We start from the raw sequence: 19,264 nt of genomic DNA, 5'->3' as shown, positions 1-19,264 counted from the left end.
GCTGCGGATAGCCGTAGCCCGGCTGCTGCTGCGGGTAGCCGTAGCCGGAGGGCTGGCCCGTGGCGTGCGCCGGGAAGGGCGACTGGGGCTGCTGGCCGCCTGCGGCACGCTGGGGGAGCCCCTGCGGGGTCGTCCCCGCCGGCGTGGAGGCCTGCGGTCCGCCCTGCTGGCCGGGCCACTGTGCGCCGCCCTGCGGCTGTTCCTGCGCCTGCCCCTGCTGCCCCGGCTGTCCCTGCTGCTGACCTGCCTGCGGCCCGTCCTGCGGCTGTCCGCCGCCGGCACCCGGGGCCGCTCCCCACCCATCGCTCATGGGCCCGAATCTTAGGGCATCGGGCTTTACCGACCCATGGGGAGGTCAGCGCCGGTTCTGACGCACCGTGGGTCGGGGCCGCGCCGGAAAAGCGCTTGGGAGGTACGGCGGGCGCGGCGGAGAATCCCCTGCCATGGGACACGTGGAGATTTCGCACCTGGAGTACTACCTGCCGGACGGACGGGTGCTCTTCAACGACGCGTCCTTCCGGGTCGGCGAGGGCGCGGCGGTCGCCCTGGTCGGTGCCAACGGCGCCGGCAAGACCACCCTGCTGCGCCTGCTGGCGGGTGACGTCCAGCCGCACGGCGGCACCGTCACGGTGAGCGGGGGGCTGGGGGTGATGCGTCAGTTCGTCGGCACCACCGGCCGTGGTTCCGACGGCGGAGGGCTGCCGGAGGACGCCTGCGTACGGGACCTGCTGGTCTCGGTGGCCCCGCCGAGGATCCGCACCGCCGCGCTGGCGGTGGACGCCGCCGAGCTGGCGATGATGGCGCAGGACGACGAGCCGGCCCAGCTGGGCTACGCCCAGGCGCTGGCCGACTGGGCGGACGCCGGCGGCTACGAGTACGAGACCGTGTGGGACGTCTGCACCACCGCCGCCCTGGGCATGCCCTTCGAGTCGTCGCAGTGGCGGGGTCTCGGCACCCTCTCCGGCGGTGAGCAGAAGCGGCTGGTGCTGGAGGCGCTGCTGCGCGGGCCGGACGAGGTGCTGCTGCTGGACGAGCCGGACAACTACCTGGACGTCCCCGGCAAGCGCTGGCTGGAGGAGCAGATCCGGGCCACCGCCAAGACGGTGCTCTTCATCTCGCACGACCGGGAGCTGCTGGCCCGTACCGCCGACAAGATCATCAGCGTGGAGCCGGGCCCGGCGGGCAGCCGCGTCTGGGTGCACGGCGAGGGCTTCGCCTCGTACCACGAGGCCCGCAAGGAGCGCTTCGAGCGGCTGGAGGAGCTGCGCCGCCGCTGGGACGAGGAGCACGCCAAGCTCAAGCAGCTGGTCAACACCCTGAAGAACAAGGCCGCCTTCAACGACGGCCTGGCCTCCCGCTACCAGGCGGCGCAGACCCGGCTGCGGAAGTTCGAGGAGGCGGGGCCGCCGGAGGTGCCGCCGCGCGAGCAGCAGATCTCCATGCGGCTCAAGGGCGGCCGTACCGGGGTGCGGGCGGTCACCTGCAAGGGGCTGGAGCTCAGCGGGCTGATGTCCCCCTTCGACCTGGAGGTCTTCTACGGCGAGCGGGTGGCGGTGCTGGGCTCCAACGGCTCGGGCAAGTCGCACTTCCTGCGGCTGCTGGCGGGGGACTCCTCGGTACGGCACCGGGGGGAGTGGAAGCTGGGCGCCCGGGTCGTCCCCGGGCACTTCGTGCAGACCCACGCCCATCCCGAACTGCTGGGCCGCACCCCGCAGGAGATCCTGGCGACCGAGCACGCCCGCGACCGCGGCCAGGCCATGAGCGCGCTGCGCCGCTACGAGCTGCACGGCCAGGCCGACCAGCGCTTCGAGTCGCTGTCCGGCGGTCAGCAGGCGAGGCTGATGATCCTGCGGCTGGAGCTGTCCGGGGTCACCGCGCTGCTGCTGGACGAGCCCACCGACAACCTGGACCTGGAGTCGGCGGAGGCGTTGCAGGAGGGGTTGGAGGCGTTCGAGGGGACGGTGCTCTGCGTCACCCACGACCGCTGGTTCGCGCGTTCGTTCGACCGCTTCCTGGTGTTCGGCCAGGACGGCCGGGTCTACGAGGCGCCGCAGCCGGTCTGGGACGAGAAGCGGGTGATCCGGGAGCGGTGACCCAAAAGGGGGCCGGCTCGGCAGAGTTGACCCGTACGCCGGACGGGTCGTTTTGACCCGTCCGGGCCCGGGCCGGTATTCTGCGAGCTTGTTGTGCGTATTGGCTCGCTCCATCTCACGTGAGAGGTCGGTACGCCGGTTCACCGGGCCGATGACCAGCGGATCCCCCCTTGTTGCGTCCAAGGCGGCATGTCCAGGCTGATCGTGATCGTCCGGGTGGCCCTGTCAGGACACACTCACTGAAAAGCGAAGGCTACGACCGTGCGTACGTACAGCCCTAAGCCCGGCGACGTCCAGCGTCAGTGGCACGTCATCGACGCGACCGACGTCGTGCTGGGCCGCCTGGCATCCCAGGCTGCATCTCTCCTTCGGGGCAAGCACAAGCCGGTGTACGCGCCGCACGTTGACACTGGTGACTTCGTCATCATCATCAACGCCGACAAGGTGCACCTCTCCGGCAACAAGCGGACCCAGAAGCTGGCCTACCGCCACTCCGGCTACCCGGGTGGTCTCCGCTCGGTGCGCTACGACGACCTGCTCGACAAGAACCCCGAGAAGGCCGTCGAGAAGGCGATCAAGGGCATGCTGCCGAAGAACTCCCTCGGCCGCCAGATGCTCTCCAAGCTGAAGGTGTACTCGGGCGACCAGCACCCCCACGCTGCCCAGCAGCCGGTGCCGTTCGAGATCACCCAGGTCGCGCAGTAATTCCGGCCACCAAACCCCCATCTGAGTAGCAGGAGCTGAGGATCACCGTGGCCGAGACTGCCATCGAGACCCCCCTCGAGGTCGAGGAGACCGTCGAGGAGAACTACACCACCGAGTCGCTGGCCTCCCGCTTCGGCGAGGCCATCCCGGGCGCCGGCCTCGGCCGTCGCAAGGAGGCGATCGCCCGCGTGCGCATCGTCCCCGGCACCGGTGTGTGGAAGATCAACGGCCGCACCCTCGAGGAGTACTTCCCGAACAAGGTGCACCAGCAGATCGTCAACGAGCCCTTCAAGGTGCTCGAGATCGACGGTCGTTACGACGTCGTCGCCCGCATCAGCGGCGGCGGCGTCTCCGGCCAGGCCGGCGCCCTGCGCCTCGGCGTGGCCCGCGCCCTCAACGAGGCGGACGTGGACAACAACCGCGGCCCGCTCAAGAAGGCCGGCTTCCTGACCCGTGACGCCCGCGCCACCGAGCGCAAGAAGGCCGGTCTGAAGAAGGCCCGCAAGGCGCCGCAGTACAGCAAGCGCTAAAGCAGAGGCTTCGGCCTCGGCTTCCACGACGCCCCGGGGGCAGCAGCCCCCGGGGCGTCGTGCATCCTGAGCAGCATCATCGGGCGTGCAATGGCGTCCAATGGAGTAGTCGTACGGAATGCAGGGCCTGCGACCGGGCAGGCGGCAGTGCGCACCACCGGTCCCGGTGGCTGTGTCCGCGCGGCGACGAGCCACGGAGGTTGGATTCAGTGGGACGACTCTTCGGCACGGACGGCGTACGTGGCGTCGCCAACGCGGATCTCACCGCCGAGCTGGCGCTCGGCCTGTCGGTGGCCGCAGCACATGTGCTCGGCGACGCCGGGGCCTTCGAGGGCCACCGGCCGGTGGCGGTGGTCGGCCGCGACCCCCGCGCCTCGGGCGAGTTCCTGGAGGCCGCGGTGATCGCCGGCCTGGCCAGCTCCGGGGTGGACGTGCTGCGGGTCGGTGTGCTGCCCACCCCGGCGGTGGCCTACCTCACCGGTGCGCTCGGCGCGGACCTCGGTGTGATGCTCTCCGCCAGCCACAACCCGATGCCCGACAACGGCATCAAGTTCCTCGCCCGCGGCGGCCACAAGCTGGCCGACGAGATCGAGGACGCCATCGAGGAGCTCTACCGCAGCCACGCCGCCGACGACTCCTGGCAGCGCCCGGTGGGCGCCGCGGTCGGTCGCGTCCGCAGCTACGACGAGGGCTTCGACCAGTACATCGCCCACCTGGTCGCCGTGCTGCCCAACCGGCTGGACGGGCTGAAGGTGGTCATCGACGGCGCCCACGGCGCCGCCGCCCGCATCTCCCCCGAGGCGTTCGCCCGCGCCGGTGCCGAGGTCGTCCACACCCTGGGGGCGGAGCCCAACGGCCTCAACATCAACGACGGCGTCGGCTCCACCCACATCGAGAAGCTGCGCACCGCCGTCCTCGACCACCGGGCCGACCTGGGTGTCGCCCACGACGGGGACGCCGACCGCTGCCTGGCCGTGGACGCCGACGGCAACGAGATCGACGGCGACCAGATCCTCGCGGTGCTTGCCGTCGGCATGCGGGAGGCCGGCCGGCTGCGCAAGAACACGGTGGTCGGCACCGTGATGTCCAACCTCGGCTTCAAGCTGGCCATGGAGCGGGAGGGCATCGAGCTGGTGCAGACCGCGGTCGGCGACCGCTACATCCTGGAGTCCATGCGGGAGCACGGCTACTCGCTGGGCGGCGAGCAGTCCGGCCATGTCATCCTGCTGGACCACGCCACCACCGGCGACGGCACCCTCACCGGTCTGATGCTGGCCGCCCGGATCGCGGCCACCAAGCAGCCGCTGGCCGACCTGGCCGCCGTGATGTCGCGGCTGCCGCAGGTGCTGGTCAACGTCAAGGGGGTGGACCGCAGCCGGGTGCACACCTCCGAGGAGCTCGCCGCCGCCGTGGCCGCCGCCGAGAGCGAGCTGGGCACCACCGGCCGGGTGCTGCTGCGTCCCTCCGGTACCGAGCCGCTGGTCCGGGTGATGGTGGAGGCGGCCGAGGCGGACCAGGCGCAGGCCGTCGCCGAGCGCCTCGCCGACGCCGTACGCACCCATCTGGGCTGATCCCCGTAGCCGCCCGCGCGGCCGCCCCCGCCGGGAGCGGGTGCGGCCGCGCGGGCGGTTCGCCGTGGGGCTCTCAGAGCTTGCGCAGGCGGGCGCGGCGGACCTTGTGGTCCTGGCCCTTCTGGAGGACGAGGGTGGCCCGGCCGCGGGTCGGCAGCACGTTCTCCAGGAGGTTGGGCCGGTTGATGGTGCGCCACACCGTGCGTCCGTACTCCAGCGCCTCCTCCTCCGGCACGTCGGTGAAGCGGCGGAAGTACGAGGAGGGGTCCTGGAAGGCGGTCTCCCGCAGCTTGCGGAACCGCGACAGGTACCAGGACTCGATGTCGTCGGTGCGCGCGTCGACGTAGATGGAGAAGTCGAAGTAGTCGGAGACCGCCAGCCGGGTGCGGCCGTCCTTGCCGGGGAGGGCGGGCTGCAGCACGTTCAGGCCCTCCACGATCAGGATGTCGGGCCGGCGGACCGTCAGCCGCTCGCCGGGCACGATGTCGTAGACCAGGTGCGAGTAGACCGGAGCCGTCACCTCGTCCTTGCCGGCCTTGACGTCGGCGACGAAGCGGGTGAGCGCCCGGCGGTCGTAGGACTCCGGGAACCCCTTGCGGGCCATCAGACCGCGGCGGCGCAGCTCGGCGTTGGGCAGCAGGAAGCCGTCGGTGGTGACCAGCTCCACACTGGGGTGCTCCGGCCAGCGGGCCAGCAGCGCCTGCAGCAGCCGGGCCGTGGTGGACTTGCCGACCGCCACCGACCCGGCCACGCCGATGACGAAGGGCGTCCGGACGGCCTCGGAGTCGGGCCCGTCCGGGAACTTGGAGCTGCCCAGGAAGGTGCCGAGCGCGCCCCGCAGCTCCCTGGTGGCGTGGATGTAGAGGTTGAGCAGCCGGGAGAGCGGCAGATAGACGTCCGCGACCTCGTCGAGGTCCATGGCGTCGCCGAGGCCGCGCAGCCGCTCCACCTCGGCCGCGGTGAGCGGCAGCGGGGTGCGGTCGCGCAGTGCGCTCCACTCCGCCCGGTCCAGGTCCACATACGGGGTCGGGGAGGGCGCCGTCGCGCTCTGCAGGCGGGCATCGGTCGTCAGCACATGGTCCATTGTGGTCCGTGCGGTCGGCGGCGTGGGGTGTGCGTTCCGTCACGGAGCGGCCGTCCGGACGCGCTCACCCGGTGTGACGAGTCGTACCGGAGGGCTGCGGGCAGCTTATGCTGGCGCTCATGTGCGGAATCGTTGGTTATGTGGGCGGGCAGCCCGCGCTTGATGTAGTGATCGCGGGTCTGAAGAGGCTGGAGTACCGCGGGTACGACTCGGCGGGCGTCGCCGTGCAGACCGGGGACGACGGCTCGCTGGCCGTCGACAAGCGGGCCGGCAAGCTCGCCAACCTGGAGAAGTCCCTGGCCGACACTCCGCTCCCGGCCGGCACCACCGGCATCGGCCACACCCGCTGGGCCACCCACGGCGGCCCCACGGACGCCAACGCCCACCCCCATCTGGACGGTGCGAACAGGGTCGCGGTCGTCCACAACGGGATCATCGAGAACTTCGCCGCACTGCGGGCGGAGCTCGCCGAGCGCGGCCACGAGCTGCGCTCCGAGACCGACACCGAGGTCGTGGCGCACCTGCTGGGCGAGGAGTACGCCCCGGCCGGGGGCGACCTGGCCGAGGCGATGCGGCGGGTCTGCCGCCGGCTGGACGGCGCCTTCACCCTGGTGGCGGTGCACGCGGACGCGCCCGGGGTGGTGGTGGGTGCCCGCCGCAACTCGCCGCTGGTGGTCGGCCGCGGCGACGGCGAGAACTTCCTGGCCTCGGATGTCGCCGCCTTCATCGCCCACACCCGCGAGGCGATCGAGCTGGGCCAGGACCAGGTCGTGGAGCTGCGCGCCGACGCGGTCACGGTGACGGACTTCGACGGCACCCCCGCCGAGGTCCGCGAGTACCACGTGGACTGGGACGCCTCGGCCGCCGAGAAGGGCGGCTACGACTACTTCATGCTGAAGGAGATCGCCGAGCAGCCCAAGGCGGTCGCCGACACCCTGCTGGGACGCATCGGCACCGACGGCCGGCTCACCCTGGACGAGGTGCGCATCGAGGACCGGGTGCTGCGCGCGGTCGACAAGATCGTGATCGTGGCCTGCGGCACCGCCTTCCACGCGGGCATGATCGCCAAGTACGCCATCGAGCACTGGACCCGGCTGCCCTGCGAGGTCGAGCTGGCCAGCGAGTTCCGCTACCGCGACCCGATCCTCGACCAGCAGACCCTGGTGATCGCCATCTCGCAGTCCGGCGAGACCATGGACACCCTGATGGCCCTGCGCCACGCCCGTGAGCAGGGCGCCAAGGTGCTGGCGATCTGCAACACCAACGGCTCCACCATCCCCCGTGAGTCCGACGCGGTGCTGTACACCCACGCCGGGCCCGAGGTGGCGGTGGCCTCCACCAAGGCGTTCCTCACCCAGCTGGTGGCCTGCTACCTGGTCGCCCTGTACCTGGGCCAGGTCCGCGGCACCAAGTGGGGCGACGAGATCAACACCGTCATCCGGCAGCTCGCCGACGCGCCCCGCCAGGTGGAGGAGGTGCTGGGCACCATGGAGCCGGTGCGTGAGCTCGCCCGCTCGCTCTCCTCCGCCTCCGCGGTGCTCTTCCTGGGCCGCCATGTGGGGTACCCGGTGGCGCTGGAGGGTGCGCTCAAGCTCAAGGAGCTGGCGTACATGCACGCCGAGGGCTTCGCGGCGGGCGAGCTGAAGCACGGCCCGATCGCGCTGATCGAGCAGGACCTGCCGGTGGTCGTGGTGGTGCCCTCGCCGCGCGGCCGCTCGGTGCTGCACGACAAGATCGTCTCCAACATCCAGGAGATCCGCGCCCGCGGTGCCCGCACCATCGTGATCGCGGAGGAGGGCGACGAGACGGTGGCTCCGTACGCCGACCACCTGATCCGCATCCCGGTGACCCCGACGCTGCTCCAGCCGCTGGTCTCCACGGTTCCGCTGCAGGTCTTCGCCTGTGAGCTGGCCACCGCCCGGGGCCATGAGGTGGACCAGCCGCGCAACCTCGCCAAGTCGGTGACCGTCGAGTAGTCCACCCGTTCGGCGCAGGCCGGGCCGTCCCCTGCGTGGGGCGGCCCGGCCTGCTGTTTCCCCGGCCGTGCGCGATGCTGATGGAACAACAGTGCGGGACGGCCCACTGAGGACAGGAGCGAGCGGATGATCATAGGTGTGGGCATCGACGTCGCCGCCATCGACCGTTTCGGCGCCTCGCTGGAGCGGACACCGCGGATGGCCGAGCGCCTCTTCACCGAGGGGGAGCTCTATCTGCCGTCGGGCGAGCGGCGCGGCACCGCCTCACTGGCGGTCCGCTTCGCCGCCAAGGAGGCGCTGGCCAAGGCGCTGGGGGCGCCGTCCGGCCTCAACTGGCTGGACGCCGAGGTGTACAGCGAGCCCTCCGGGCGGCCGGTGCTGAAGGTCGGCGGCACCGTCGCCGCCCGCGCCTCAGAGCTGGGAGTGACGGCCTGGCATGTGTCGCTCAGCCATGACGCGGGCGTGGCGTCGGCCGTGGTGATCGCCGAGGGGTGACACTCGTTCGGCGGACAGGCGGAAGTCGCTGAGGGAGGCTCGGATGCGGTACGCGCACACGGTCGAGCGGGTGCGGGCGGCGGAGGCGGCGCTGATGGCCCGGGTCCCGGACGGTGCGCTGATGCAGCGGGCCGCGGCGGGACTGGCGGCCACCTGCGCCCAGGCGCTGGCGGACCTGCGGGGCGGTGTCTACGGCAGCCGGGTGGCGGTGCTCGCCGGCAGCGGGGACAACGGCGGTGACGCCCTCTATGCGGGCGCCCGGCTGGCCCGGCGCGGCGCGGGGGTCACCGCGGTGCTGCTGACGCCGCAGCGGGCGCACCAGGGCGGTCTGGCGGCGCTGCGCGCCGCGGGCGGCACGGTGGTGGCGCACGGGAAGGCGGCCGGGGAGGCCGCGGTGGAGCAGGCCGACCTGGTACTGGACGGCATCGTCGGCATCGGCGGACAGGGCGGGCTGCGCCCCGAGGCGGCGCCGTACGCGGCCGCGGCCCAGCGGGCCAGGGAGCGGCACGGGGCGCTGGTGGTGGCCGTCGACCTGCCCAGCGGGGTCGACGCGGACACCGGGGAGGTGCACGGGGCGGCCGTACGGGCCGATGTGACCGTCACCTTCGGCACCCACAAGCCGGGGCTGCTGGTGGACCCGGGAGCCGAGTACGCGGGTGTGGTGCGGCTGGTGGACATCGGTCTGCGGCCCGAACTGGGGGCCGGCCGGCCCGGCGGCCCGGCGGCGGCCGAGGCCCTGCAGCACGCCGATCTGGCGGCGCTGCTGCCGGTGCCCACGGGGGAGAGCGACAAGTACCGGCGCGGGGTGCTGGGCATCGCCGCCGGCTCGGCCCGGTACCCGGGGGCGGCGGTGCTGGCCGTCGCCGGGGCGCTGCACGGCGGAGCGGGCGCGGTGCGGTACGCGGGCAGCGCGGCCGAGGAGGTGGTGCGGCGCTTCCCGGAGACCCTGGTGACCGCGGGCGGTCCCGCGGAGGCCGGACGGGTCCAGGCGTGGGTGGTGGGACCGGGCCTGGGGGACGACACCGACCGGGGGATGCGTGAGGCGCTGGCCCGGGACGACCTGCCGCTGCTGATCGACGCGGACGGGCTGAGCTGGCTGGCCGAGCGGGGGCTGGCCGCCCTGGAGGGCCGTACCGGCCCGGTGCTGCTCACCCCGCACGCGGGCGAGGCCACCCGGCTGCTGGCCGCGGCCCACCGGGGCGCCACGGCGGAGGCGGTGGCCCACGCCCGGCTGCGGCACGCGGTGCGGCTGGCCGAGCTGTACGGGGCGACGGTGCTGCTCAAGGGGTCCACCACGGTGGTGGTCCCGGCCCCGGCGGAGGCCGCCGTGACCCGGGGTGCCCGGTACCGGGAGTGGCCGACCTTCCCGGTGGCGGCCGGTTCCCCCGTACGGGTCAACCCGACCGGTACGCCCTGGCTGGCCACGGCCGGCAGTGGCGATGTGCTCGCGGGCCTGGCCGGGGCGCTGCTGGCGGCCGGGCTGGCACCGGTGGACGCGGCCTCGGGCGCGGCCTACCTCCACGGGCTCGCAGCCCGGATCGCCGCGGCCGGCCGCCGCAGCGACTCCACCGGTGACGCCGCCGGCGGCGCCCCGGTCTCGGCCCTCGATGTGGCGGGGGCGCTCAGCGCGGCCTGGCGCAGCGTCCGCACCCCGGACTGACGGCCTCTCACCCCCTCCCGGCGGCCGGGCGCAACTGCGCCCGGCCGCCGCGCTGTTGTCGGCCGATCACATGTGCATAACGCCTGCAACCCGAAGGGCCGGTCGGATGGTCTTTTCAGCTGTGCGGGCAAGTGCCCGCACGACTCTCTGGGGGAATGGCGCGCCGCGTCGTCGACGGGCGTGTGCCGAGGAGGCGAGAGCATGCGAATCAGGCAGGTGTCCGGAAGACGGGCAGGGGCGGTGCTGGCCACGGCGGCCCTGGTGGCCCCGCTGTCGTTGTTCGTGGCGGGGGGCGAGGCGCAGGCCGCCACGTCCTGCACCACCAAGACCGGCCCCTACCAGCGGCAGGTGGAGGCCTACCTGAAGCTGAAGGTGGACGGCAAGCAGTCCGCCACCGACTGCCGGGCGATCCAGAAGTTCCAGGTCAAGTACGGGATCAGCCCGCACATCGGCTACGCAGGCCCGGTCACCTGGGGCAAGGTGCAGGAGCTGAAGGCCAAGGCCAACCCCAACGCCGCGGGCAAGTGCCCGACCAACAAGGGCCGGATCGCCTGCGTGGACCTGGGACGCCAGCTGATGTGGGTCCAGTACGGCAAGAAGGTGATCTTCAGCCCGGTCAAGATCCGCTCCGGCCGCAACAACTACGAGACCCGCACCGGGCTCAAGCGCATCTACTGGCGCCACCAGAACCACTGGTCGACGCTGTACAACGTGGCAATGCCGTACAGCCAGTTCTTCGACGGCGGCGAGGCGTTCCACGGCGTGTCCATCCCGATCTCCACCCCGCCGGGCTCGCACGGCTGCGTCAACATGACCAACAGCGACGCCAAGCGCCTCTGGGGCGTGCTCAAGCTCCACGACTACGTCTACATCTGGGGTAAGCGCCCCGGGACCTGATCGAAGGCCCGCCGCGCGTGTTCCCGATCACCTCCGGCAGGCCGTGCAGCGGTGGGATGGGAGACTGGCAGGCGATGAGAACAGCAATGCGTGCCGAAGCAACCGTGGACCTGGCGGCGCTGCGTGCCAACGTCGAAGCCCTGGACAGCAGGGTCGGCCGGGCCGCGGTGATGGCCGTGGTGAAGGCGGACGCCTACGGACACGGCCTGCTGCCCTGCGCCCGGGAGGCGCTGCTGGCGGGCGCGGCCTGGCTGGGCACCGCCACCCCGGAGGAGGCCCTGGCGCTGCGCGCCGCGGGGATCGGTCCGGACCGGGCGCGGGTGCTGTGCTGGCTCTGGACCCCCGGCGGGCCCTGGGACGAGGTGCTGCGCGCCGACGTGGACATCTCCGTCAGCGGCCGCTGGGCCCTCACCGAACTGCTGGCCGCCGTGGAGCGCACCGGCGTCCCGGCCAGGATCCACCTCAAGGCCGACACCGGCCTGGGCCGCAACGGCTGCCAGCCGCACGACTGGCCCGAGCTGGTGGCCGCCGCCCGCCGCGCGGAGGCCGCCGGGCAGCTGCGGATCGCAGGGATCTGGTCGCACTTCGCCGCGGCCGACGAGCCCGGCCACCCCTCGATCCAGGCGCAGCTGACCGCCTTCCGGGAGGCGCTGGCACACGCCGAGGCGCAGGGCGCCGAGCCCGAGGTGCGCCATATCGCCAACTCGCCCGCCACCCTGCTGCTGCCCGAGACCCACTACGACCTGGTCCGCACCGGAGTGGCGATGTACGGGCTCTCCCCGGTCCCGGAGGAGGGTTCCCCCGCCGACTTCGGGCTGCGCCCGGTGATGACCCTGGAGGCCCGGCTGGCCTCGGTGAAACAGGTGCCCGGTGGCCACGGCGTGAGCTACGGCCACCACTACGTCACCCCGGGGGAGACCTCGCTGGCCCTGGTGCCGCTCGGCTACGCCGACGGCATCCCCCGCCACGCCAGCGGCTGCGGCCCGGTCCAGGTGGCCGGGAAGTGGCGCACCGTGGCCGGCCGGGTCGCGATGGACCAGTTCGTGGTGGACCTGGGCGGCGACCGCGCCGCCGTCGGCGACGAGGCGGTGCTGTTCGGCCCCGGGGACCGGGGCGAGCCCACGGCCGAGGACTGGGCACGGGCCTGCGGGACGATCTCCTACGAGATCGTCACCCGGATCGGGGTAAGAGTCCCCCGGAGGTACGTGCACGGCCGGGCCGGCGCCGTGCCGGGCGGGCAGGAGGTCACCCCCTGATATGGCCAGCGAGGCGGGAAAGTCGTTGGGCGCGGCCGCCGGTGCCGCGGAGTCCGCGGTGCGGGCCGTGCAGGCGGTCGGTGAGGCCGCCGCGACCGTGGACGGGCGGCTGCTGAGGGCGGGCCGCCGGGCCGGCGTCCTCGGCATGTCGGTGGGTGTGGTCGCCGCGGGCGCCGCGGCCGGGGTCGCCCTGGAGCGGCTGACCGTCGGCCGGACCATGCGGCTGCGGGCCCGGGCCGAACTGGACGCCGCGGCGCCGTTCGGCTCGCTGCGCGGCGTCTCCCGCCGGGTCACCGCCGAGGACGGCACCAGGCTCTACGTGGAGCTGGACGGCACCGCCCGGCCGGCCCCCGCGGCGGCCGACGAGGAACCCCGGGCCGCCGTACCCGTCACGGGGGCCGACCCGCTGGACGACCCGGACGCCGCCCCCGCCCGCTGGGGCTGGTTCGGCCGTCTGCGGCCGCCGCGGCCCGCGCTGGCCACCGCCCCCGCCGGGGACCTGGCGGCCGCGGACGGCTCGGCGCCGCTCACCGTGGTCTTCTGCCACGGCTACTGCCTCAACCAGGACAGCTGGCACTTCCAGCGCGCCTGGCTGCGCGAGGGCGTGCGGCTGGTGTTCTGGGACCAGCGCAGCCACGGCCGCTCCGAGCGGGGCCGCTCCTACCAGGCGGGCGAGCCCGCCACCATCGACCAGCTCGGCGGGGATCTGCGGGCCGTCATCGACGCGGTCGCCCCCGAGGGCCCGCTGGTCCTGGTGGGCCACTCCATGGGCGGCATGACGATCATGGCCCTGGCGGACCAGGACCCCGAGCTGTTCCGCGAGCGGGTGGCCGGCGTCGCCCTGATCGGCACCACCGCCGGCAACTGGCGCGAGGTGACCCTGGGCCTGCCCGCGTACGGTGCCCGGATGCTGCACCGGGTGGCCCCGGGGGTGCTGAGGGCGCTGGGCCGCCAGGTCGAGCTGGTGGAGGCGACCCGGCGGGCGGGCAGCGAGTTCGCCGCGGTGTTCTACCGCAGGTTCTCCTTCGCCAGCGCGGACGTCGACCCCTCGGTGGCCCGCTTCGCCGAGCAGATGCTGGAGGCCACGCCCATCGACGTGGTCGCCGAGTTCTACCCGGCCTTCGGCGTGCACGACAAGACGGCCGCGCTGGCGGCGCTGGACGGCATCCCCGCCCTGGTGCTGGCCGGTACCGGGGACCTGCTCACCCCGCCCGGCCACAGCGAGGCGATAGCCACGGCCCTGCCGGGCTCCGAGCTGGTGGTCGTCCCCGACGCCGGGCACCTGGTGATACTGGAGCACCCCGAGCTGGTCAACAGCCGCCTGGCGGCGCTGCTGGTGCGGGCCGCCCGGCGCTGCGGCGCACCGCTCCCGGCCTCGGTACGGGAAGCCGCCGGCGACGACGGTGACCTCGGCGACGCCGGCGTGCAACCCTGACTGCGGACGCCGTACGCACCACCTGGAAGGACCGCGACACCCCCATGGGCTCGTACACCACCCTGACCGTGCCCGGCCCCGAGCAGATGCAGCAGCTGGGCCGGGGTCTGGCCGCGCTGCTGCGCCCCGGGGACCTGGTGCTGCTCTCCGGAGAGCTGGGCGCGGGCAAGACCACGCTCACCCGCGGCCTGGGCGAGGGCCTCGGCGTACGCGGCGCGGTCACCTCGCCGACCTTCGTCATCGCCCGGGTGCACCCCTCCCTGACCGGCGGCCCGGCGCTGGTGCATGTGGACGCCTACCGGCTGGGCGGCGGCCTGGACGAGATGGAGGACCTCGACCTGGACGTCTCGCTGCCCGAGTCGGTGGTGGTCGTGGAGTGGGGCGAGGGCAAGGTGGAGCAGCTCTCGGAGGAGCGGCTGGAGGTGCGCATCGAACGGAGCCTCGGCGGTGAGGCCGCGGTGGACGACCACGATCCGCGCCGGGTGGTGCTCAGCGGGCTCGGACGGCGCTGGGACGGCGTCGACCTCACCGCACTGGCGGGCTGACCGGGGGCGGAGTCGTTGCCGACGCGTTGTCGGCATCCTGTTGCGCTTCCGGGGGTGGGCGTGGTCACATGGTGTACGCGGTTAGGTGTACCTAACTCCGGGAGGCACCATGCCGAGCACCACCCCGCAGGGCCCGTCCGCCGACGAGCGCCGTCCCGGCCCGTCCGAGGCCCCCGTTCCCGCCCCGCCGGCCGTCGCCGTCCGGGAGGTGCTGGCGGCGTGCGCGGCGGCCGCGGCCATCTCCACCCCGCCGTCGGCCGAGCCCCCCGAGGAGCAGCGCCCGCCGCGCGCCGCCTGAGCCGGCGGCGCGCGCCGCGCCGCCTGCAGGCCCTGCCCCGACGGCGGGCCATGACGCCGCGCTCAGGGGACTACGACGACCCTGCTGTTGAGTCCCGCGAAGTCCCAGAGCGCCGCCATGTCGCGCCGGGTCCCGCGGACACCGCCGGTCCGCTGGCTGGGGTCGGGCTTGGGGGTGGTGTTGTCCACCGCGGCGCTGAAGCCCACCACCGTCCCCGGCAGCCGGTCGAACAGCACCACATGCTCGATCGCCCGGCCGTCGGAACCGGTGGTGGCCGGAGTGCGGGAGAAGACCCGGTAGCTGCCCGGCGCCGGGTCGACGGTGCTGGGCTGCACCCGGAAGGTCCGTACCGTCCGGGGCTTCCCGGCCGGGTCCACCAGCCACACCCGGTCCGCGCGGAGCGAGTAGACCACCCGGCGCCCGCTGCCCGAGGCCGCGGGCACCGCCGGCGGCTGCGGCCGGGGCGTGCTGCCCGGGCGGGCCGAGGCACCGGCCTTGGGCGGCGGGGGCGAGGCCGGGGCCGCCCTGTGCTCGGTGCCCTTCGCCTGCACGGCGAGTGCGGCGACCGCCGCCATCGCCCCCAGGGTGAGTCCGGTGACGACCGTCCCCGAACCGATCTTCGCCACGAGCGCTCCTCGCCTTCCATGCGGTGTCGCCCCCCATCGTGCCAGTCGCCGCCGGCCGCCCCCGCGCTGCCCGCCTCGGACACGGTGCCGGAGGCCGCTGCGGGCGGCCGCCTCGGGCACCCGGCGGGAGGCTGCTTCGGGCACCCGGCGGGAGGCTGCTTCGGGCACCCGGCCGGAGGCCGCTCAGGACACCCGGCCGGAGGCCGTGCCGGGACGCTCTAACCTGGAGCTGTGCTCCTCCTCGCCTTCGACACCGCGACCCCCGCCGTCACCGCCGCCCTGCACGACGGCACCGCGGTGCTGGCCGAGTCCACCAGGATCGACGCCCGCCGCCACGGCGAGCTGCTGCTGCCCGTGATCGACCAGGTGCTGCACGACGCCGGGGCGGCCAAGGGCGACCTCACCGCCGTGGTGGTGGGCGTCGGGCCGGGCCCGTACACCGGCCTGCGGGTGGGCCTGGTCACCGCGGCCGCCCTGGGCCACGCCCTGGCCGTCCCCGTGCACGGGGTCTGCACCCTGGACGGGATCGCCCGTGCGGCACGCGCCGACGGCCTCGGCGGCCCCTTCACGGCGGCGACCGACGCCCGCCGCAAGGAGGTCTACTGGGCCGCCTACGACCAGGACGGCGCCCGGGTCTCCGGGCCGGACGTCGACCGGCCGGCCGAGATCGCCGACCGGGTGGCGGGTCGGCCCGCGGTGGGCGCGGGTGCCCGGCTCTACCCCGAGGTCTTCACCGACGCCCGCGGCCCCGAGCATGTCTCCGCGGGCCATCTCGCGGCGTTCGCGGCCGAGCAGCTGGCGGCCGGTGCCGCGCTGCTGCCGCCCACGCCGCTCTATCTGCGCCGCCCCGACGCGCAGGTGCCCGCCGGCTACAAGGCGGTGCTCCCCAGGTGAGCGGTGGTCCCGGGATCACGCTGCGGCCGATGCGCTGGTGGGACATCGAGCCCGTGCTGGAACTGGAGCGGGTGCTCTTCCCGGAGGACGCCTGGTCGGCCGGCATGTTCTGGTCGGAGCTCGCCGACGCCCGCCACCCCGGCGCCACCCGTCACTACACGGTGGCCGAGGACGCCGAGGGCCGCGTGGTCGGCTACGCCGGGCTGATGGCGGTGTCCGGCGAGGGCGACGTGCAGACCATCGCGGTGGCCCGCGGCCGGTGGGGCGGCGGGCTGGGCTCCCGGCTGCTCGCGGAGCTGGTGCGGGAGGCGGGCGAGCAGGGCTGCGCCGACCTGCTGCTGGAGGTGCGGGTGGACAACGTACGTGCCCAGCGCCTCTACGAGCGGTTCGGCTTCCAGCCGATCGGGGTGCGCCGCAACTACTACCAGCCCTCCGGCGTGGACGCCCTGGTGATGCGCCTGGCGGACCCGGCCCGCGCCCCGCTGCCCGAACCCATGGCGGCCACCGCCGCACCCGTCGACCAAGGAAAGACCCTCCATGGCTGATCAGCCCCTCGTTCTGGGTATCGAGACCTCCTGCGACGAGACCGGCGTCGGCATCGTCCGCGGCACCACCCTGCTCGCCGACGCGGTGGCCTCCAGCGTCGACGAGCACGCCCGCTTCGGCGGCGTGGTCCCCGAGGTGGCCAGCCGCGCCCATCTGGAGGCCATGGTCCCGACCGTGCAGCGGGCCCTGGACCAGGCCGGTGTCGCAGCCTCCGACCTCGACGGCATCGCGGTCACCGCCGGGCCCGGCCTGGCCGGCGCGCTGCTGGTGGGGGTCTCCGCGGCCAAGGCGTACGCCTATGCGCTGGGCAAGCCGCTGTACGGGGTCAACCACCTGGCCTCGCACATCTGCGTCTCCCAGCTGGAGCACGGCAGGCTGCCCGAGCCCACCATGGCGCTGCTGGTCTCCGGCGGCCACTCCTCGCTGCTGCTCACCGAGGACATCACCAGCGACGTCCGGCCGCTGGGCGCCACCATCGACGACGCGGCCGGTGAGGCCTTCGACAAGGTGGCGCGGGTCCTGGGCCTGGGCTTCCCCGGCGGGCCGGTGGTCGACCGGATGGCCAGGGAGGGCGACCCGGAGGCGATCCGCTTCCCGCGCGGCCTCACCGGCCCGCGCGACCCCGAGTACGACTTCTCCTTCTCGGGCCTGAAGACCGCGGTCGCCCGCTGGGTGGAGCAGAAGCGGCGGGCCGGGGAGGAGGTGCCGGTGGCGGATGTCGCCGCGTCCTTCCAGGAGGCCGTCACCGATGTGCTGACCCGCAAGGCGGTCAGGGCGTGCCGGGCCAACGGCGTGGACCATCTGATGATCGGCGGCGGTGTCGCGGCCAACTCCCGGCTGCGGGCGATGGCGCAGGAACGCTGCGAGCGGGCCGGCATCCGGCTGCGGGTGCCCCGGCCGGGCCTGTGCACCGACAACGGTGCGATGGTGGCCGCGCTCGGCGCGGAGATGGTGTGGCGCGGCCGGGACGCCTCCGCCTTCGACCTCTCCGCGGACTCCTCGCTGCCGGTCACCGAGGTCTCGGTGCCGGACGCCCACGACGCGCTGCACGCGCACGCCCACAGTGCCCTCGGGGGCGGGGCATGACCGTGGCGCTGATGTGGGAGGCGCGGGCCGCGGAGGGCCGCGGAGAGGCTCTGCTGGAGTGGGTGGTGGAACACGCCCTGCCGGAGCTGACCGCCTCCGCGGCGGGCCTGGAGCGGGCGGAGGTGTTCACCGCCCCGGAGGACCGGGTGCTGGTGATCACCTGGTGGTCGGCCGCCCCCGAGGCGGTCCAGGAGCCGGAGCGGCGGCTCCTGCCGGAGCTGCCGGAGCCGCCCCCGGGACTGCTGCACCGGGAGCCGCACCGCTGGCGGTTCCGCCGGGTGGAGAGCTACCCCTGACCGGTCCGGTGGTCGCCGGCCGCCCGGCCGTCCCGTCCCGCGGGTGCCGGCCGGTCAGGCCGGGTGCCCCAGCAGCATGGCCGGCGCCCCCGCGACCCGGGTGAGGAAGACCGTGCAGGAGTGGGGGCCCTCGGGCTTCAGCTTGCGGCGCAGTTCCTCCGGCTCCACCGCGGAGCCGCGCTTCTTGACCACCACCGTGCCCACCCCGCGTTCCCTGAGCAGCGCCCGCAGCCGTTTGACGTTGAACGGCAGGGTGTCGGTGATGGCGTACGCGGTGGCCCAGGGGGTGCGTACCAGCGTCCCGGCGGTGAGATAGGCGATGGTCGGGTCGATCAGGGTGGCGCCGATCTGCTCGGCCACCTCGGCCACCAGATGGGCCCGGATCACCGCGCCGTCCGGCTCGTAGAGGAAGCCGCCCACCGGCCCCACCGGCGGGTCGGGCAGCCGGCCGCCGGTGAGGGTGTGGCCGCCGGGCAGCAGGGTCGCCCGGTGCGGCTGGGCGGCCCCGGTGCCGAACCAGAGCACCGCCTCCTTGACGTTGCCGCCGTCGGAGACCCACTCGGCCTCGGCGTCCGCGGGCACCGCCTCATGGGGCACCCCGGGGGCGATCTTCAGCGCGGCGTACGGGGTGCGGCGGCCGGCCTCGACGGCCCAGGACAGCGGCGGGGAGTACGCCTCGGGGTCGAAGATCCGGCCGCGCGCCCCCCGCCGTGCGGGGTCGGTGAAGACCGCGTCGTACCCGGACAGCTCCACGTCCGCCACGTCGGCGCAGCGGACCTCGATCAGCTCGGCCAGCCCCAGCGCCCGCGCGTTGGCCTCGGCCGCGGCACAGGCCAGCGGCGACCGGTCCACCGCCAGCACCGAGATCCCGGCCCGGGCCAGCGCCACCGCGTCGCCGCCGACCCCGCAGCAGAGGTCGGCCAGCCGCCGCACCCCCAAGGCCGCGAACCGGCGGGCCCGCCACTCCGCCACCGAGGTACGGGTGGCCTGCTCGACCCCGTCGGGGGTGAAGTACATCCGGTCCGCGTCGCCGCCGAACTTCGCCCTCGCCCGCTGCCGCAGCCGGGCCTGGCCCAGCGCCGCGGACACCAGCTCGGCGGGGTGGTCCCGGCGCAGCCGGGTGGCCAGCGCCAGCTCCTCCCCGGGGGCGTGGTCGCGCAGCCGCGCCAGCAGTCCCTGGCCCTCGTCGGTCAGCAGGTCCCGGAACGATTCGATCTCCACCCGCCCATTCTCCCGCCCGCGCACCACCCGCCGGCGCCGGCCCTTCGGGC

The 19,264-nt window shown here is 74.2% G+C and carries 19 protein-coding genes and 1 pseudogene; 16 read left to right on the top strand and 4 right to left on the bottom strand.

Going from position 1 to position 19,264, the window contains the following annotated elements:
- Positions 1-310: pseudogene (locus AOK09_RS40085) on the bottom strand (PQQ-binding-like beta-propeller repeat protein); the annotation flags it as partial.
- A gap of 133 nt (positions 311-443) precedes the next feature.
- Here AOK09_RS40085 and AOK09_RS12210 point away from each other — a divergent pair.
- From AOK09_RS12210 to glmM, 4 genes are all read left to right on the top strand, one after another.
- Positions 444-2,093 carry an ABC-F family ATP-binding cassette domain-containing protein gene (locus tag AOK09_RS12210; protein ID WP_055587182.1) on the top strand — a complete coding sequence of 550 codons (1,650 nt, stop codon included), beginning with the start codon at positions 444-446 and terminating at the stop codon, positions 2,091-2,093.
- A gap of 261 nt (positions 2,094-2,354) precedes the next feature.
- Positions 2,355-2,798, top strand: a complete 444-nt coding sequence (gene rplM / locus AOK09_RS12205; protein WP_055587181.1) for a 50S ribosomal protein L13 — start codon at positions 2,355-2,357, stop codon at positions 2,796-2,798.
- A 47-nt stretch (positions 2,799-2,845) separates the two neighbouring features.
- Positions 2,846-3,328 (top strand): 30S ribosomal protein S9, encoded by a 483-nt coding sequence (gene rpsI / locus AOK09_RS12200; RefSeq protein WP_055587180.1) that lies wholly within the window; start codon positions 2,846-2,848, stop codon positions 3,326-3,328.
- A gap of 209 nt (positions 3,329-3,537) precedes the next feature.
- A complete protein-coding gene (gene glmM, locus AOK09_RS12195; RefSeq protein ID WP_055587179.1) occupies positions 3,538-4,899 on the top strand; it encodes a phosphoglucosamine mutase in 1,362 nt (453 codons plus the stop codon).
- Positions 4,900-4,972: 73 nt separating this feature from the next.
- Here the strand turns inward: glmM and coaA are convergent, their stop codons facing one another.
- On the bottom strand, positions 4,973-5,974 hold the full coding sequence (gene coaA / locus AOK09_RS12190; protein WP_055587186.1) for a type I pantothenate kinase: 1,002 nt from the start codon (positions 5,972-5,974) through the stop codon (positions 4,973-4,975).
- A 128-nt stretch (positions 5,975-6,102) separates the two neighbouring features.
- On the opposite strand from coaA, the gene glmS reads away from it, so the two are divergent.
- The 8 genes from glmS to AOK09_RS12150 all read left to right on the top strand — a co-directional run bounded on the left by glmS (position 6,103) and on the right by AOK09_RS12150 (position 14,545).
- Positions 6,103-7,959, top strand: a complete 1,857-nt coding sequence (gene glmS, locus AOK09_RS12185; RefSeq protein ID WP_055587185.1) for a glutamine--fructose-6-phosphate transaminase (isomerizing) — start codon at positions 6,103-6,105, stop codon at positions 7,957-7,959.
- A gap of 126 nt (positions 7,960-8,085) precedes the next feature.
- Positions 8,086-8,454 (top strand): holo-ACP synthase, encoded by a 369-nt coding sequence (locus AOK09_RS12180; protein WP_055587178.1) that lies wholly within the window; start codon positions 8,086-8,088, stop codon positions 8,452-8,454.
- A gap of 43 nt (positions 8,455-8,497) precedes the next feature.
- Positions 8,498-10,114 carry an NAD(P)H-hydrate epimerase gene (locus tag AOK09_RS12175; RefSeq protein WP_055587177.1) on the top strand — a complete coding sequence of 539 codons (1,617 nt, stop codon included), beginning with the start codon at positions 8,498-8,500 and terminating at the stop codon, positions 10,112-10,114.
- A 201-nt stretch (positions 10,115-10,315) separates the two neighbouring features.
- Positions 10,316-11,011 carry a L,D-transpeptidase gene (locus AOK09_RS12170; protein WP_055587176.1) on the top strand — a complete coding sequence of 232 codons (696 nt, stop codon included), beginning with the start codon at positions 10,316-10,318 and terminating at the stop codon, positions 11,009-11,011.
- Between the two features lie 86 nt (positions 11,012-11,097).
- A complete protein-coding gene (gene alr / locus AOK09_RS12165) occupies positions 11,098-12,267 on the top strand; it encodes an alanine racemase (RefSeq protein ID WP_245687253.1) in 1,170 nt (389 codons plus the stop codon).
- 1 nt (position 12,268) lies between these two features.
- Positions 12,269-13,702, top strand: coding sequence for an alpha/beta fold hydrolase (locus tag AOK09_RS12160; protein WP_079062980.1), 1,434 nt, complete (start codon positions 12,269-12,271; stop codon positions 13,700-13,702).
- A gap of 44 nt (positions 13,703-13,746) precedes the next feature.
- Positions 13,747-14,247: a tRNA (adenosine(37)-N6)-threonylcarbamoyltransferase complex ATPase subunit type 1 TsaE gene (gene tsaE, locus AOK09_RS12155; RefSeq protein ID WP_055587174.1), complete on the top strand. Its 501-nt coding sequence runs from the start codon at positions 13,747-13,749 to the stop codon at positions 14,245-14,247.
- A 109-nt stretch (positions 14,248-14,356) separates the two neighbouring features.
- Positions 14,357-14,545, top strand: coding sequence for a hypothetical protein (locus AOK09_RS12150; protein ID WP_055587173.1), 189 nt, complete (start codon positions 14,357-14,359; stop codon positions 14,543-14,545).
- A 62-nt stretch (positions 14,546-14,607) separates the two neighbouring features.
- On the opposite strand, the gene AOK09_RS12145 is transcribed toward AOK09_RS12150, so the two are convergent.
- Entirely contained in the window at positions 14,608-15,171 is a 564-nt protein-coding gene (locus AOK09_RS12145; RefSeq protein WP_055587172.1) for a hypothetical protein, read from the bottom strand.
- Positions 15,172-15,402: 231 nt separating this feature from the next.
- Here AOK09_RS12145 and tsaB point away from each other — a divergent pair, with 231 nt between their 5' ends.
- From tsaB to AOK09_RS12125, 4 genes are read left to right on the top strand one after another with little or no spacing between them, the layout of a single operon-like run.
- Entirely contained in the window at positions 15,403-16,065 is a 663-nt protein-coding gene (gene tsaB / locus AOK09_RS12140; RefSeq protein WP_055587171.1) for a tRNA (adenosine(37)-N6)-threonylcarbamoyltransferase complex dimerization subunit type 1 TsaB, read from the top strand.
- On the top strand, positions 16,062-16,610 hold the full coding sequence (rimI, locus tag AOK09_RS12135; protein ID WP_322973165.1) for a ribosomal protein S18-alanine N-acetyltransferase: 549 nt from the start codon (positions 16,062-16,064) through the stop codon (positions 16,608-16,610). The genes tsaB and rimI overlap by 4 nt, the downstream gene beginning before the upstream one ends.
- Positions 16,603-17,697 (top strand): tRNA (adenosine(37)-N6)-threonylcarbamoyltransferase complex transferase subunit TsaD, encoded by a 1,095-nt coding sequence (tsaD, locus tag AOK09_RS12130; RefSeq protein ID WP_055587169.1) that lies wholly within the window; start codon positions 16,603-16,605, stop codon positions 17,695-17,697. The genes rimI and tsaD overlap by 8 nt, the downstream gene beginning before the upstream one ends.
- On the top strand, positions 17,694-17,993 hold the full coding sequence (locus AOK09_RS12125) for a hypothetical protein (RefSeq protein ID WP_055587168.1): 300 nt from the start codon (positions 17,694-17,696) through the stop codon (positions 17,991-17,993). The genes tsaD and AOK09_RS12125 overlap by 4 nt, the downstream gene beginning before the upstream one ends.
- Before the next feature lie 54 nt (positions 17,994-18,047).
- Here the strand turns inward: AOK09_RS12125 and AOK09_RS12120 are convergent, their stop codons facing one another.
- The gene (locus AOK09_RS12120) at positions 18,048-19,214 is read right to left on the bottom strand and encodes a class I SAM-dependent methyltransferase (RefSeq protein WP_055587167.1); all 1,167 of its coding nucleotides are present in this window, start codon (positions 19,212-19,214) and stop codon (positions 18,048-18,050) included.
- Between the last annotated feature and the right edge of the window lie 50 nt (positions 19,215-19,264).

Source organism: Peterkaempfera griseoplana, assembly GCF_001418575.1.
Classification (GTDB): domain Bacteria; phylum Actinomycetota; class Actinomycetes; order Streptomycetales; family Streptomycetaceae; genus Peterkaempfera; species Peterkaempfera griseoplana.
This window is presented reverse-complemented; position numbering and strand designations above follow the sequence as displayed.